Genomic DNA, 13869 nt, shown 5'->3' with positions numbered 1-13869 from the left:
TCATGTTCCCTGTTCCCTTCGTGGTTTTGCCTACGCGTCGTCCACGCGATGTGACAGGGAACGTAGGAGCCCGCCCGATTCGCGCTCTGCCGTTGCGCGACCGCAAGGAGTCCGCCCTCAGGGCGTACGGCTCGCTCAGTTCTGTCTACTGAGCGTCCGCGACGGCGGCTCTCGGCGATCATGCCGAACTGGACTGATCGGTGAAGCGGGAACAGATGAGCCAAAGCACCACGTCGTCGCACCAACCAGCCTTACAGTGCAGAGAGTGGGCACTCCTCGCGAGTTCGACTCCTGTCTTTCTCTGCTGCCCGAGACGCTGCGCGACCGCGTGATCAAGCTGCGCAGGCGCGCGCTCGCCGACACCGGCCAGTGCGATCCCTGCAAGCAGGCACAGCAGAGCATCTGGCTGTCCTTCGACGCGGCGTTCCTCGGCGACCACGCAGCCGCCCAGCAGCTGGTCGAGCAGGCCGAAACGGAAGCGGTGAGCGACCGTCATCTCAGCAGCTGCGCGCGGCACCTTTCCGCGACAGCGCCGAGTCAGGCGCAGCCGCGTCAGGTGCCGGGCTTCACCGGCCTTGGCCCCCTGGTGGCCGCAACGGACGCCGCATACAAGCAGCGCAGAGGCGGCTTCGGCTACCTCGTCACGGACGGCCGATGGGGCATGCGGACATGGAGTGCACCCCGCGACCAGGTCAGCGCGGTCCTCGAACCGACGGGCGCTTCCAAGGTGCTGGTGTCCGAACTGCGCGCCGTCGCCCTCCTGCTCGACCGTCTCGGCCCCAACGGAGGCCAGCTGACGCGGCTGCTGATGGACAGCACCACGGCGATCGGCTATCTGCGTTCCTGGCAGGACGGGGACGTGGAACGGATGCCGAAGGGCTACAGCCTGCGTCCCCGAATCCAAGCCGACGAACCCACGCTCGTACGGCTCGCGCGCCGCGTCGCCGAGCTGCCTCAGCTGCGAGTCGAGCACGTATCGAGCCACAGCGGGCATCCGCTGAACGAGGCCGCCGACGCGCTCGCCGAGCTGGCGATGCGTAAGCCGCCCGATCGCGTCGCACGCGCAGAGGGCCTGGTCGAGGCGTTCCTGCAGGTGTGGCACACGCAGGAAAAGGCGGGTAAGCGGTGACGTCTCGAGCCGCTATCCTTCACCCGCGCCCAGGTCGACAGCGGACTGCGGCCCTTCACCTCGCTGAGCGGAATGCCCAGGTACGCGTCCACACCCATGCCCAGTCTTCGCTGATTCGCGGCGCGATCGAGAACGCGGCCCGCGCGGTGTGGCTCATTGGCCCCAAGGACCGGCTGACCCGGGTGAGCCGCCGGCTGGCGCTGCAGGCCAAGGAGACCAGAGACTCCTTCCACATGCGGGCGTTGATCGGTCAGCCCGCAGCCCAGACGCAGGAGGTACGGCGGCTGACGGGCCTGCTGGCCGATGCCGGGATGCAGGCTGAGCAGACCAAGGCCGCGCTGATCCCCGTGGGAGCCGAGCCGGTTGCCCCGTGAGCGGGAGATGATGCTGTCGTGCTGATCCGCATCGAGGCGTCCGACCTGCCTGGGCGGGAATGCGGGCAGGCGCCCGGTTTCCCCGGCTACCGCAACATCCATGTCGGTGTGCAGCGGCGGGACCGCCGTGACGAACTGCTCGACCTGCATCCAGGAGACGCCCCCTCAGCGGTCTGGGAGTTGGAGGCGACCGCGACCCGTGGGGAGACGGGGTGGGATCTTCGGGGCCCGTTCGTGCAGGGCAGGCCGGGCGGCCGGTTCGTGTATCTGTCGTGGGGGACGGTCGATGACGCCGGGGTGTTCTCGATGTTCCGGCGGGCGAAGCTGTGGCTTGAGGGTGTTCCCGCGGGCGTGCTGGAGGGCGCGGTGAGCGCCGGACTGCTGGTGGCTCGGCTGGGGCTGACGGATTCCTGCGGTCAGCCGTTGTGCGCGTCGGTGTGCCCGCCGCTGGTGGAGTGGTCGGCGCCGGCGGGCTGATGGCGGCTGGCGAGCGTCAGGCGCTGCTCGATCTGGGCCAGGTGCTCGTCAACCAGGTCGGTGACGTGCCGGCAGGGCCCCCATGGAAAATGCAGGGGATGTTCACGGGCTGGCCCTGCCCAAGGCGGAGCTCAGCGGCGTGAGCGATCTGGAGTGGGTCAGCAGCAGTACTTGAGGTAGCTCTGAAGGTCGGCCAGGGCCGCGGCGGTGGCCTTCTTGTCGGCGCGATACAGCACCACTTTGCCCTCCTTGCGGGAAGTCAGGATGCCGCCCCGCCTGAGCTCGGCGAGCTGCTCGGAGGCGCGCGGCTGTCCGAGGTCGGCGAGCTCGGCCACCTGACCGACAGACAGCTCGGTTCCTCTGGCGAACAGCAGCATGATGCGCTGGCGGACAGGGCTGGCCAGCGCTTTGAGGAAGGCGTGGACGGCAGGGCTGAGCTCGACCTCGTCCGTCTGCGGCTCGGCCGGGGCTGGGCAGCACGACTGCTGCTCCTCGGCGATTTCCAGGCCCGTGTCGGGCGCGGATGGCGGCATGGATGACTCCCTCCTGCCGGACATTCCATCATCATATCCCTTCTTTGACATATCTGAAATCAGAGATATATGGTCCCCGGCATGACCATACCCACCCATCCTGTCGTCGTCATCGGTGCCGGCCAGTCCGGCCTTGCCGCAGCTCGCGCCATTCTCGAAGCCGGCCTGAGGCCCCTGGTACTGGAGGCCGGACCGCGCCCGACCGGCTCCTGGTCGGACTACTACGACAGCCTTCATCTGTTCTCCCCGGCCCGCTTCAGCGCGATGCCCGGCCTGGATTTCGACGGCGACCCTGATCGCTACCCGCACCGCGACGAGGTTGTCGACTACCTGTTCAGGTATGCGGCCGGCCTGGACGCGGAGATCCGCACCAGCACTCGGGTAGAGGCGGTGGAGCAGGGCCAGGACGGGCGATTCGTCGTGCGCACCGCGGACGGTCAGGAACTGGAGGCCGCGGGCGTGGTGGCCGCCAGTGGCTCCTTCTCCCGCCCGATCCTTCCCGACCTACCAGGCGCCGAGACTTTCACCGGCCGCGTGGTGCATGCGGCCGACTACCGCAGCCCGAAGGATCTGGCCGGGCAGCGTGTGGTCGTGGTCGGTGGTGGCAACTCCGCCGTGCAGATCGCCTACGAGCTGACCGAGACGGCCGAGCGGGTGAGCATCGCTTCGCGTGCGCCGCTGGCCTTCCTGCCGCAGCGGCGCGACGGCCGGGATGTGCACCACTGGCTGGTCTCCAGTGGCTTCGACAAGCTGCCGCCGGCCTGGTTGATCCACCATGTGCGGGCCCGTCTGGTCGTGGACGTGGGCGACTACGCCGCCGCCGTGGAGGACGGCCGCCTGTCACGCCGGCCCATGTTCAGCGCCCTGGACGGCGGACACGTCGTGTGGGCCGACGGCGCACGGGAGCCGGTGGACGTGGTGCTGCCGGCCACCGGCTATCTGCCCGACCTCGGCTACCTGGCGCCGCTCGGCGCGCTGGACGAGTACGGCCTGCCGCTGCATCAGGGCGGTCTGTCCCTGGTCCGGCCGGGTCTGGCCTACCTGGGGCTGGAGTTCCAACGCTCGTTCGCCTCCAACACCTTGCGCGGCGTCGCGGCCGACGCCGCGCACATCATGGGCCCGGTGGCCGCGCACGCCCGCCACGCTCCAGCCCTGGTCGGCCTCTGACGCCGACCCTGATTCGACATCCAGCTAATTTGACATCCCTCTAAGCAGTGCCGCACTATAGGCACTGCTTAGATGAATTTCAAAACAGGAGGTGCGCGATGCGCGCTCGGTTCCGCCGCTACCGCCAGGGCCCGACTTTCGTCTTCAACGAGGCCACCGGCGAGGTCTGCGACGCTGCGTGCCGCTCCAGGGCCGCCGTGGACCGTGTCCACATCGACATCCTGCTGTTCCGCTAAGCCGTACGAGACCCAGGAGAAGCCATCATGAGCGCCAGTTGCTGCGGCACCACCGCCTCCCTTGAACTTGAGCAGAATGTGACCTCCGGCGCTGCCGGCGTGCTGCCGATCGTGGTGATCGGTGCGGGCCCGGTCGGGCTGGCCGCCGCCGCGCATCTGGCCGAGCGGGGTCAGGACTTCCTGGTCCTGGAGGCCGGCCAGCGGGTGGCCGCCTCGGTCGCCCAGTGGGGGCACGTGCGGGTGTTCAGTCCGTGGAAGTACAACATCGACGCCGCAGCCCGCCGTCTCCTGGAGGCCGACGGCTGGACGGCGCCCGACGCCGACTGGCTGCCCACCGGCGGCGAGCTGATCGAGGACTACCTGGCCCCGCTGGCCGAGCTCTTCGGCGACAAGGTACGGCTGGGCGCCAAGGTGAGCGCGATCAGCCGACTCGGCTACGACCGGGTGCGCACCAACGGCCGTGAGGACGTGCCGTTCCTCATCCGCCTGGAGAGCGGCGAGGAACTGCAGGCCCGGGCCGTCGTCGACGCCTCCGGTAACTACACCGGCCCCAACGTGCTCGGCGCCAGCGGCTTGCCGGCCCATGGCGAGAACACGGTCGACGTCGACCACGCCCTGCCCGACGTGCTCGGCGCCGACCGGGAGCGTTACGAGGGCAAGCACACCCTCGTCGTGGGCGCCGGGCACTCGGCCGCCACCACACTGCTCGCCCTGGCCCAGCTGGAGAACGCCCAGATCACCTGGGCCATCCGCGCCGGCAGCGCCGGCCGTACCTATGGGGGAGGCGACGCCGACGCGTTGCCCGCCCGCGGCGCGCTCGGCACCCGCCTGCGCGCGCACGTCGACTCCGGCCGCATCACCCTGCTGACCGGCTTCTTCGCCCACTCCGTCACCACGGACGGCGAGCAGGCGACGGTGATCAGCCGGGACCCGTCCGGAGCCGGGCAGTCCGTGACCGTGGACCGCATCGTGGCCGCGACCGGCTACCGGCCCGACCACTCCATCGCCTCCGAACTGCGTCTCGACCTGGACCCGATCCTCGGCTCCACCCGCCGGCTGGCCCCGCTGATCGACCCCAACCAGCACTCCTGCGGCACGGTCCCCGCGCACGGCGTCGATGAGCTGTCGCACCCCGAGCCCGGCTACTACGCGGTCGGCGTCAAGAGCTATGGCCGCGCGCCGACCTTCCTGATGGCCACCGGCTACGAGCAGGTCCGCTCGGTCGTCGCCGCGATCGCCGGAGACTGGGAGGAGGCCCGGGACGTTCAGCTCGACCTGCCCGAGACCGGCGTATGCTCCTCCAACCTGGCCGAGGCCCAGGAACAGCGGGTCGGCCTGGCCACCGGCGTCAGCGGCGGCCTGCTGGCCACCCCGCTGCCGCTGGTCACCGTCGGCGCCTCCGACGGCGGCGGCTGCTGCGGCTGAAAGCAGGGATGATCACCATGTCAGACGGATATCCGACCGCAGCGCAGAAGGAGGCCTTGCGCCTCATCTGCGACCACGGCCGGCTGGACACCGAGCGGCTGGGCCGGCACCTGGTCGGTGTCCGGCGATCAAGCACCAACCCGGGTTACGCCCGAGCGATCGCCCACATGGCAGGCACCCTGACCTGGCGCCTGGAAGCCCAGGGCTTCATCACCGAAGCCGAGGGCGCCTGGACGACGACGGCAAGGGGAAGGGCGCTCATCTCCTGTTCCAGCGAGCGCGAATGAGCTCCACCGCCAGGACCGTCGCCTCCGACCTCGGGGGCGGCGGTCAGCCGCGTTCCCGGTACGGCTGGCAGATCGTCGCCGCGCTGGCCATCACCCAGACCGCCGGCTACGGCGTGCTCTACTACGCCTTCTCGGTCTTCCTCGTCCCCATGGCCCGCGAGCTGCGTGCCTCCAACGCCCAGGTCGCTGCCGCGCTCACCCTGGCGGTTCTGGTCGCCGCGCTGTGTGCCCCGCCGGCCGGCCGCTGGCTGGACGCCCACGGCGGGCGCGGGCTCATGACCGTGGGCTCGGTGCTCGGCACGGGAGCGGTGCTGGCCTGGTCGCGAGTGGACAACCTGGCGCAGCTGTACGCGGTGTTCGCCGCCATCGGCGTCGCCTGCTCGATGGTGCTGTACGAGGCGGCCTTCGCCGTCATCGTGGCCTGGCATGCCGGTAACGAGCGTGGCCGCGCCAATGGCCTGCTGGCGCTCACCATCGTCGCCGGGTTCGCCTCCTCCATCTTCATCCCGCTGACCGGATTGCTCGTGGAGGCCTACGGCTGGCGCCACGCCCTGGTGATCCTGGCCCTGGTCTACGGCGTGGCGGCGATCCCGCTGCACGCGTTCGTCCTGCGCAGCCGTACCCACACGGAGCCGCACGCGGAGCGGAAAGAGATCGTCAAGGAGGCCACCCGCCGGCGGCCGTTCTGGCTGCTCGTGATCGCCTTCACCGCCAACGGCGGCGCGGTGTCCGTGATGGCGGTGCTGCTCGTCACCTACCTCGTCCACCTCGGGCACTCCCCGGTGCTGGCCGCGACCCTTGCCGGTCTGCTGGGCGTGCTCTCGGTCACTGGACGTCTGATCACCACCGGCCTGCAAACCCGCCTGCCCGCCGCCCTCATCGCCGCCACGATCTTCGCCCTCCAGGGCGTCGCCGTCCTGCTGCTTCCCCTGCTCGGTCGTACGGTGCCGGGCGCCATCGGCTGCGTGCTGCTGTTCGGACTCGGGTTCGGCATCGCCTCCATCACCCTGCCGCACCTGCTCGTCCAGCGGTACGGCACGGCCGCCTACGCCACGCTCTCGGGCCGGATCGCCGTCTTCTCCGTCGCCGACAAGGCTCTGGCCCCGCTCGGAGCGGTCGCGCTCGCCCAGGCCGTCGGCTACGGCTGGGTGATGGGCGCGGTGGCTCTGGCCTGCGCGACCGCGGCGTTGGCTCTGGTCGCCTACCATCGCCTATAATTTCGATAGTTTTCGAAGTAAGGGGTGCCGTATGACCACCGTGACAAGCCAGTGCTGCGCACCGATCACGCGCGGGCCGCTGTCGGAGGACGACGCGGCCGAGCTGGCGGTCCTGCTCAAGGCGGTCGCCGACCCGGTACGGCTGCGCCTGCTGTCGATGATCGGCTCGCACGCGGGCGGCGAGGCCTGCGTCTGCGACCTCACCGACGCCTTCGACCTGACCGCGCCCACCATCTCCCACCACTTGAAGGTCCTGCGCACCGCCGGGCTCATCGACGGCGAGCGGCGCGGCACCTGGGTCTACTACCGGATCATCCCCGAAACCGTGAACAAGCTGGGTGAGCTGTTCGCCCCATTGGCCGAGCCCGCGCGGGCCGACCTGGGCCTCGTCCCTGCATGACCGACGTCGTCGTCATCGGCGGCGGCCAGGCAGGACTCGCGGCGGGCTACTACCTGCGCAGGGCCAAAGCCGACTTCGTCATCCTCGACGCCCAGGAGCAGCCCGGCGGAGCGTGGCGGCACGTCTGGCCGTCGCTGCGTCTGTTCTCGCCCGCCCAGTACAGTTCGCTGCCCGGCCGCATGATGCCGATCCCGCCGGACGGCGGCTATCCGAGCGCCGCCGGCGCCGTCTCCTACCTCACCGACTACGAGCGCCGCTACGACCTGCCGGTTCAGCGCCCGGTGACCGTGCGGGCGGTACGGCGAGCCGGCGAACGGCTCCTGGTGGAAACCGGCCGCGGCACCTGGCAGGCGCGCGTGGTGATCAGCGCCACCGGCACCTGGTGGCGCCCCTTTCTCCCGCACTACCCGGGCACGCGCGACTTCCGCGGCGAGCAACTCCACACCGCCGGCTACCGCGGCCCGGAGCCCTTCGCCGGCAAGCGCGTGGTGATCGTTGGCGGCGCCAACTCCGGAGCGCAGATCCTCGCCGAAGTCTCCGCCATCGCCGAGACCACCTGGGTCACTGTCCGCCCGCCCCGCCTACTGCCCGACGAGCTCGACGGGCGCGCGCTGTTCGAGCACGCCACCCGCCGCCTGCACGGGGACGGCGCCGACCTGGGCGACATCGTCGCCGTGCCACCCGTCCGCGAGGCGCGTGATCGGGGAGTGCTGAAGGCCGAGCCCATGTTCGCCCGCCTCACCGAGACCGGCGTCGCCTGGGCGGACGGCACCACCTGGGACTGCGACGCGATCATCTGGTGCACCGGCTTCCGCCCCGCCCTCGGCCACCTCGCCCCCCTCAAGCTGCGCGGCCCCGACGGCCTCATCCCTGTCCACGGCACCCAGGCGATCGGCGAGCCGCGCCTGCACCTGCTCGGATACGGCGACTGGACCGGCCCCGCCTCCGCCACCCTCATCGGCGCCGGCCGTACGGCACGCGACATGGTCACGGCCATCGCCGGCCAACTGCAGCTTAATTAGAAGTCCTTCTATATTGATTTGCATCTAAGTAGGCGGCTAGACTCGCCTTTGCTTAGATGGTCATCGAATCTAGAAAGGATCTCGTCATGGCAACTGAGACCTCCGGCGGCTTCATCGGCGACATGCAGGACGCCTTCACACCGCCCCCTGCGGGCGGCTGCTGCGGCGCCCCCGCTCCGGCGTCAGATGCGGCGTCCGCCGCGGCAGCGGCGACCACCTGTTGCGGGAGCGAGACCGCCGCGACCGATGCGGCCGCTGCCGGCTGCTGCGGACAGGCGCCGGCTGCCGCCACTCCTGCCTCGGGCAGCGACGCGGCCGGATGCTGCGGATGACCTCCTCCACGCCCATCCAGGCGCCGGGGTCAGCCATCGCCCTTGAGCAGGTGTCGATCCAGCGGATGACCGCCACCGTGCGCGAGCTCGCCGGCGACCGCTTCGCCGGCCGCCGCGTGGGCACGGCCGGCGGGCGGTCCGCCGCGGAATGGCTCGCCACCCAGCTCCGGGATCTGGGCGGCGAGGTCGAACTGGTCTCCTTCCCGGTCACCGGCGTGCGCGAGCTGTATGCCACGCCGGTCCTGGAATGGACCATCGACGAGCAGCCGCGAAGGCTGGAGCACCGGCGTGATTTCGTCGAGCACCTGGCCTCCGCGGAGCTTCCTCATCCGCTCACCGCGCCCCTGGTAGCCGACACCGACGACGCCGACGTCCGCGGTCGATGGATCCTGGCCGAACCCGGCGACTGGGCGAAAGCCTGCGGCAAAGCCGAGCAGAGCGGCGCGGCCGGTGTGCTGACCGCGCGCGGTACCGACGCCGAGGGCTGGATGCCCAAAATGATCGCCGGGCCAGGCGTCCGTGCGGTCCCCGTCGTCGCGCTGCGCACGGATCTTCACCGCGAGCTGTCCGGCGCACTGGCCCGCGGGGCCGTCCAGGTGACGGCATCGATGCCGCTGCGGCCGGTCACCGTCGAAGGTCGCAACGTGCACGCCCGCCTTAACGACGGGCCTGCGCGCGTGCTGCTGACCGCCCACTACGACGGCGTCGGCGACGACCCGGAACGCCGGCTGCCGGCCGCAGCCGATAACGCCTCAGGCGTGGCCGCGATCCTGGAAGCCGCCCGCGTGCTCGCCGCGCATGCCGTACCGGTCGACCTGGCGGTGGCCTTCCTGGACGCCGAGGAGGCCGGCGCCTGGGGCTCGGCCCACCACGCCCCGACCGTGCCGCCGGACACGATGGTGATCAACCTCGATGGAGCGGCTCAGCTGCACCAAGCCGCCTCCGTGGAGGCGGGCGGCCCCGCGCACGCCCTCCTGGCCACCGTGGACCAAGCCGCCCGCGAAACAGGCGTGCCGCTGCGAGCAGGGGCCATGGCCTCCGACAACCGCCGCTATGCCGCGGCAGGACTGGCCGCGCTCGGCATCGGGATGGGCATGCCGGGCTACCAGACGCCCGCCGAAACACCGGACCGCATCGACAAGGACACGCTCCTGGCCGCAGCCCGGCTGATCACCGCCACGGTGTGGCGGCTGGCTCACGCCGGGTCCTGAGCCAGCTCCTTCAGCAACGCCCGCACGCGGCCTTCGATCTCGTCGCGGACGGCCTGAACGTCACTCGCCCGGTGCGGTGTGACGGGCGAGCTTGACCGCCGAGATCAGCAGCACGGCGGCGAGGACAGGGATGAGGACAAGGTCAGGGATCATTCCAAGCAGGAGGCCGCCGAGCAGGGCACCGGCGATCGAGCCGGCAATCATGATCGCGACGAAGCGGAGGTTGGCGCCCAGGACGGCGAAGCTGCCGTCGCGGCTGTAGCGGGCGAAGGCCACCAGCATCGTGGGCAGGGACACCAGCAACGACAGGCTGCCCGCGGCCTTGATGTCCACCGCATACAGCAACACGATCGTCGGAATCAGCAGCTCTCCGCCGGCCACGCCCATGATCGCCGCTACGGCGCCGATCCCGAATCCGGCCGCGACTCCGGCCGCGAAGGTCAGCGGCGCCGAGCGCACCCTGCGCATGGGCACGGTGCCTTCATCCGCGCTCACGCCACCTACGCTCCTCACTGCTCGCCGCCCCCGCATCTGCGTGGGTCGGCGTCCAGCATCTCCTATCGCAAACGTTGCCCAGCGCGCGGCCTCACCTCGGTGGCCATGGCGTGCGACCCCCTTCTCGGGCGCTTGGCTTCTGGATCTGCTGGTCGGCCTTGACAGGGAGGTTCATCCCGCTGCCGCCTTGCGACGGAGTCTGCTCCGGACGGCACGGGCGATCAGCGGAAAGCCGACCAAGCTCGGCACCAGCCAGTGAGCCCAGGCGGGTAGCCGGTCCCACAAGGGCAGGTGGGGGCCGTTGTCGACGTAGAAGCCGGTCAGCAGCGTAACGTAGGACAGGCCCAGCCCGACGATGTGGAGGATGGGCCGGCGCTGCCGGTTGAGGTAGCCGATGAGGGCGGCTGCCGCAGCGACCACGCCGATGGCGGCCAGGTGTGCGTTCTCCCGCCACCGGATCGCCGCGAGCACGCTCACCGAGGCCAGAAGCACGCCAAGACCCCAGAGGTAGGCGCGGCCGAAACGCAGATGCCAGGTGCCGCCCTTGCGAGACAGTGCGGCCAGCGCCCCGCAGGCCACGCACGCCAGACCGGCCGAGACGTGCACGACCAGCGCGGCCAGGAAGACCGGCCCTGCGTTCGGCACCGGTAGCCCGAGGACATCGATCTCGTCCACGCCGCCCTCCATAGGTAGCGTTGCTATATGTAGCAACGCTACTCCGGCGATTGTGCTGATGGAAGGCCCGATGTAGCGTTACTACGTATGAGGGCCGAAGCGCTGAAAGGTCATCTGGACGGGCTGCTGCTGGCCACCTTGGAGGAGGGGCCGCGCCACGGGTACGCGGTCAAGGAGGCGCTGGCCGAGGCGACCGGGGGACGGATAGACCTGCCCACCGGCACCGTGTATCCCGCACTGCACCGCCTGGAGCGAGCCGGGTTGATCAGCGGAACCTGGTCGGTCGTCAGCGGACGGAGACGCCGCAGCTACCAACTGACCGACGCCGGACGCGACGCGCTCAGCACCGAGCGGGCAGGATGGCAGGAGTTCGCCACCGCGATCACCGCGGCCCTGGGAGCGCGGACATGGCCGGCCACGAGCTGATCGACACTCAGCTCGGCCTGCTGGCCGCGCGACTGCCCCCGCAGGTCGTCGAGGAGCTGGCCGACGGACTGCACGAGGCCTACGAGGCGCGGCTGGCCATCCACAACGACCCCGACCAGGCCGCCCGTGCCGCCCTCGCCGACTTCGGCGACGCCGACACCATCACCGCCTCCTTCATGGCTCAGTCACCGTGGCGGCGCGCCGCCACGGTCCTGTTGCTGACCGGCCCGCTGATGGCGGCTGCCTGGGCTACCACCCTGCTCAGCGTGCACGCCTGGGCCTGGTCCCTCCCGATCGCGGTCAAGGTCGGCTACGGCGCGGCGCTGCTGGCCGTCGTCGCCGTCCTGATCGCGGTCGTGCGCGAGAAGCGTGCCTACCGCCGCACCCGCACCCTTCTGATCGGTAGCGCCACCACTCTGATCGTCTTGGACATGCTGGCGCTGACCGCGCTCTCCTTGCTGGCGGCAGGCCCGGGGTGGCCCATGCTGCTCGCCATACCGGCCAGCGTGATCCGCATCCTGGCCATCATGCGCAGCCTGCCTGGCGTCCTCACGGTGTAGTGCACCGTTCGGCCAACCACGGGCATGCCCCGGAAGATCGCGTGGCGGCTGGCGGTGAGCTGGCGGCCACGATCGTGCGTGGCCGTTGCCTGGGCCCCTCAACCGGCGTCGAGCTCGCTGATCAACCTCTCCACCTTCGTACGGATCTCGTCGCGGATCGGGCGGACGGCCTCGATGCCCTGGCCTGCGGGATCGTCGAGCTTCCAGTCCTCGTACCGCTTGCCGGGGAAGATCGGGCAGGCGTCGCCGCAGCCCATGGTGATGACAACGTCGGAGGCCTGGACGGCGTCGGTGGTGAGGATCTTGGGGTGCTGGTCGGTGAGGTCGACGCCGACCTCGCGCATCGCCTCGACGGCCACCGGGTTGATCCGGTCGGCGGGCGCCGATCCGGCGGAGCGGACCTCGATGCGGTCGCCGGCCAGGTGGGCGAGCCATCCGGCGGCCATCTGGGAGCGGCCTGCGTTGTGGACGCAGACGAACAGGACGCTGGGGGTGTCGCTCACGGGTTGATACCTTCCTTCGCTGGTCTTGCTGATCACGCTGGTCAGGCGGCGGGGATGTCGAGGTCGTCGAGCAGGCGGCGGACCCGGCGTTCGATCTCGTCGCGGATGGGTCGCACGTCTTCCACGCTCCTGCCCGCCGGATCGTCCAACTCCCAGTCCTCGTACCGTTTGCCCGGGTAGACGGGGCAGGCATCGCCGCAGCCCATCGTGATGACGACGTCGGCGGCGCGGACGATCTCCTCGGTCCAGGGTTTGGGGAACTCGCCGGCGATGTCGATGCCCCGCTCGGCCATCGATGCCACGGCCGCGGGGTTGATCTCGCCGGCGAACTCCGAGCCGCCGGACCAGGCCAGCGCTCGGTCGGCGGCCAGGTGCTGGAAGAAGCCCAGTGCCATCTGGGAGCGTCCGGCGTTGTGGACGCAGAGGAACAGCACGACGGGCCGTCCGTCGCTGTGGCCTTCCACGCGGGCCAGGGCGTGAAGGCGCTGGCGGGCGAAGCGTTCGGCCAGGAGCGGCAGATAGTTGGGGATCTTGCCGTGGATGGCGAACTGGTCGTAGCTGGTGTGCAGGAACCGTTCGATGGTCTCGGTGCCGAAGGTGCCGGTGAATTCCTCGGCCAGACGGCGGGCGGCGGTGAACAGGGCGTGCTGCTGATCGATGGACAGGTCAGGGTGGCGGTAGGTCTGGGACATGGCTCACTCCTGCGGGGGGTGCACGGCGGGCGCCAGCCGTTGGACGCGGTCGGCGATGTCGGTGTAAGCCCGTTCGAACGCCTCGTCGTCGCCGGCGCGGACGGGGTCAGGGATGGACCAGTGCAGCCGGTCGATGTCGAGGAGCTGCTCGTGGGCGGCGTCGCAGACGGCCACGACGAGGTCGTCGGGGCGCAGCGTCTGATCCACGTGGCGGGTGGCGGCGTGGTCGAGGTCGAGGCCGTGATGGGCGGCCAGGGTGAGCGCGCGGGGGTGGACGCGCGAAGCGGGGTGGGTGCCTGCCGACGTGGCGGGCACGGTGCTGGCGCGGCTCCACAGGGCGGCGGCCAGCTGGGAGCGGGCGGAGTTGTGGGTGCAGACGAAGACGATGCGAGGGGCGGGCCGGGCCGCGGCCGGCAGCAGGCCGGACAGCGATTGCGGCACCAGCCGCAGGTACGTGCGCCTGCGGTCGCCTTCGGATCGGTGGCGTTCGACGACGCCCGCTTCCTGCAGCAGCTTCACGTGGTGGGCGAGCAGGTTGGTGCGCAGGCCGAGCGCCTGGCCGAGCTCGCCCGGCGACGCGTCGCCCAGCAGCAGCCGATCCACGATGGCCAACCGTCCCGCGTCGCCGAGCGCGGCGTGCACTCGCGCTCGGGCCTCCACCGAAGAACTCCAGTCAGCGTTCATTGAGTCAATAATTATTGAGTAATC

At 70.5% G+C, this 13869-nt stretch carries 19 protein-coding genes; 13 read left to right on the top strand and 6 right to left on the bottom strand.

Annotated elements, in window-relative coordinates; all coding sequences use genetic code 11:
- Positions 1 to 265 precede the first annotated feature (265 nt).
- From ACFSKW_RS05340 to ACFSKW_RS05330, 3 genes are all read left to right on the top strand, one after another.
- Positions 266 to 1129 (top strand): RNase H family protein, encoded by an 864-nt coding sequence (locus tag ACFSKW_RS05340; protein WP_379569721.1) that lies wholly within the window; start codon positions 266 to 268, stop codon positions 1127 to 1129.
- A gap of 182 nt (positions 1130 to 1311) precedes the next feature.
- Positions 1312 to 1503 (top strand): hypothetical protein, encoded by a 192-nt coding sequence (locus ACFSKW_RS05335; RefSeq protein WP_379569719.1) that lies wholly within the window; start codon positions 1312 to 1314, stop codon positions 1501 to 1503.
- A gap of 18 nt (positions 1504 to 1521) precedes the next feature.
- Complete coding sequence (locus tag ACFSKW_RS05330) at positions 1522 to 1980, top strand: DUF5990 family protein (RefSeq protein WP_379569717.1); 459 nt, start codon at positions 1522 to 1524, stop codon at positions 1978 to 1980.
- A 158-nt stretch (positions 1981 to 2138) separates the two neighbouring features.
- Here ACFSKW_RS05330 and ACFSKW_RS05325 read toward each other — a convergent pair whose 3' ends face one another.
- Positions 2139 to 2513, bottom strand: coding sequence for an ArsR/SmtB family transcription factor (locus ACFSKW_RS05325; RefSeq protein WP_379569715.1), 375 nt, complete (start codon positions 2511 to 2513; stop codon positions 2139 to 2141).
- Between the two features lie 81 nt (positions 2514 to 2594).
- Here ACFSKW_RS05325 and ACFSKW_RS05320 point away from each other — a divergent pair, with 81 nt between their 5' ends.
- The 8 genes from ACFSKW_RS05320 (at position 2595) to ACFSKW_RS05285 (ending at position 9810) form a co-directional block, all read left to right on the top strand.
- Complete coding sequence (locus tag ACFSKW_RS05320) at positions 2595 to 3680, top strand: flavin-containing monooxygenase (RefSeq protein WP_379569713.1); 1086 nt, start codon at positions 2595 to 2597, stop codon at positions 3678 to 3680.
- Between the two features lie 98 nt (positions 3681 to 3778).
- Positions 3779 to 3916 carry a hypothetical protein gene (locus ACFSKW_RS05315; RefSeq protein ID WP_354922619.1) on the top strand — a complete coding sequence of 46 codons (138 nt, stop codon included), beginning with the start codon at positions 3779 to 3781 and terminating at the stop codon, positions 3914 to 3916.
- A gap of 27 nt (positions 3917 to 3943) precedes the next feature.
- A complete protein-coding gene (locus ACFSKW_RS05310) occupies positions 3944 to 5341 on the top strand; it encodes an FAD-dependent oxidoreductase (RefSeq protein WP_379569711.1) in 1398 nt (465 codons plus the stop codon).
- Between the two features lie 17 nt (positions 5342 to 5358).
- The gene (locus ACFSKW_RS05305) at positions 5359 to 5628 is read left to right on the top strand and encodes a hypothetical protein (protein WP_379569709.1); all 270 of its coding nucleotides are present in this window, start codon (positions 5359 to 5361) and stop codon (positions 5626 to 5628) included.
- Positions 5625 to 6845, top strand: coding sequence for an MFS transporter (locus ACFSKW_RS05300; RefSeq protein WP_379569707.1), 1221 nt, complete (start codon positions 5625 to 5627; stop codon positions 6843 to 6845). Before ACFSKW_RS05305 ends, ACFSKW_RS05300 begins: the two co-directional genes overlap by 4 nt.
- Positions 6846 to 6876: 31 nt before the next feature.
- Positions 6877 to 7245, top strand: coding sequence for a metalloregulator ArsR/SmtB family transcription factor (locus ACFSKW_RS05295; protein WP_379569705.1), 369 nt, complete (start codon positions 6877 to 6879; stop codon positions 7243 to 7245).
- A complete protein-coding gene (locus ACFSKW_RS05290; protein WP_379569703.1) occupies positions 7242 to 8267 on the top strand; it encodes an ArsO family NAD(P)H-dependent flavin-containing monooxygenase in 1026 nt (341 codons plus the stop codon). The genes ACFSKW_RS05295 and ACFSKW_RS05290 overlap by 4 nt, the downstream gene beginning before the upstream one ends.
- A gap of 328 nt (positions 8268 to 8595) precedes the next feature.
- The gene (locus ACFSKW_RS05285; protein ID WP_379569701.1) at positions 8596 to 9810 is read left to right on the top strand and encodes a M28 family metallopeptidase; all 1215 of its coding nucleotides are present in this window, start codon (positions 8596 to 8598) and stop codon (positions 9808 to 9810) included.
- A 60-nt stretch (positions 9811 to 9870) separates the two neighbouring features.
- Here the strand turns inward: ACFSKW_RS05285 and ACFSKW_RS05280 are convergent, their stop codons facing one another.
- Together ACFSKW_RS05280 and ACFSKW_RS05275 are read right to left on the bottom strand one after the other, a co-directional pair.
- The gene (locus ACFSKW_RS05280; protein ID WP_379569699.1) at positions 9871 to 10305 is read right to left on the bottom strand and encodes a TSUP family transporter; all 435 of its coding nucleotides are present in this window, start codon (positions 10303 to 10305) and stop codon (positions 9871 to 9873) included.
- A gap of 171 nt (positions 10306 to 10476) precedes the next feature.
- Positions 10477 to 10980 (bottom strand): hypothetical protein, encoded by a 504-nt coding sequence (locus ACFSKW_RS05275; RefSeq protein ID WP_379569697.1) that lies wholly within the window; start codon positions 10978 to 10980, stop codon positions 10477 to 10479.
- A gap of 87 nt (positions 10981 to 11067) precedes the next feature.
- Here ACFSKW_RS05275 and ACFSKW_RS05270 point away from each other — a divergent pair, with 87 nt between their 5' ends.
- Positions 11068 to 11406: a PadR family transcriptional regulator gene (locus ACFSKW_RS05270; RefSeq protein ID WP_379569695.1), complete on the top strand. Its 339-nt coding sequence runs from the start codon at positions 11068 to 11070 to the stop codon at positions 11404 to 11406.
- Positions 11388 to 11966 carry a hypothetical protein gene (locus ACFSKW_RS05265; RefSeq protein WP_379569693.1) on the top strand — a complete coding sequence of 193 codons (579 nt, stop codon included), beginning with the start codon at positions 11388 to 11390 and terminating at the stop codon, positions 11964 to 11966. Before ACFSKW_RS05270 ends, ACFSKW_RS05265 begins: the two co-directional genes overlap by 19 nt.
- A 98-nt stretch (positions 11967 to 12064) precedes the next feature.
- Here ACFSKW_RS05265 and ACFSKW_RS05260 read toward each other — a convergent pair whose 3' ends face one another.
- The 3 genes from ACFSKW_RS05260 to ACFSKW_RS05250 are packed head-to-tail and all read right to left on the bottom strand — an operon-like array spanning position 12065 to position 13845.
- Positions 12065 to 12469 (bottom strand): arsenate reductase ArsC, encoded by a 405-nt coding sequence (locus ACFSKW_RS05260; RefSeq protein ID WP_379569691.1) that lies wholly within the window; start codon positions 12467 to 12469, stop codon positions 12065 to 12067.
- A gap of 41 nt (positions 12470 to 12510) precedes the next feature.
- Positions 12511 to 13161 carry an arsenate reductase ArsC gene (locus ACFSKW_RS05255; protein WP_379569689.1) on the bottom strand — a complete coding sequence of 217 codons (651 nt, stop codon included), beginning with the start codon at positions 13159 to 13161 and terminating at the stop codon, positions 12511 to 12513.
- A 3-nt stretch (positions 13162 to 13164) separates the two neighbouring features.
- On the bottom strand, positions 13165 to 13845 hold the full coding sequence (locus ACFSKW_RS05250; RefSeq protein WP_379569687.1) for an arsenate reductase/protein-tyrosine-phosphatase family protein: 681 nt from the start codon (positions 13843 to 13845) through the stop codon (positions 13165 to 13167).
- Positions 13846 to 13869 lie beyond the last annotated feature (24 nt).

It is taken from the genome of Nonomuraea mangrovi (assembly GCF_042681425.1).
GTDB lineage: Bacteria > Actinomycetota > Actinomycetes > Streptosporangiales > Streptosporangiaceae > Nonomuraea > Nonomuraea mangrovi.
The sequence above is the reverse complement of the archived record's forward strand: the minus strand, read 5'-3'. Positions and strand labels throughout refer to the sequence as shown.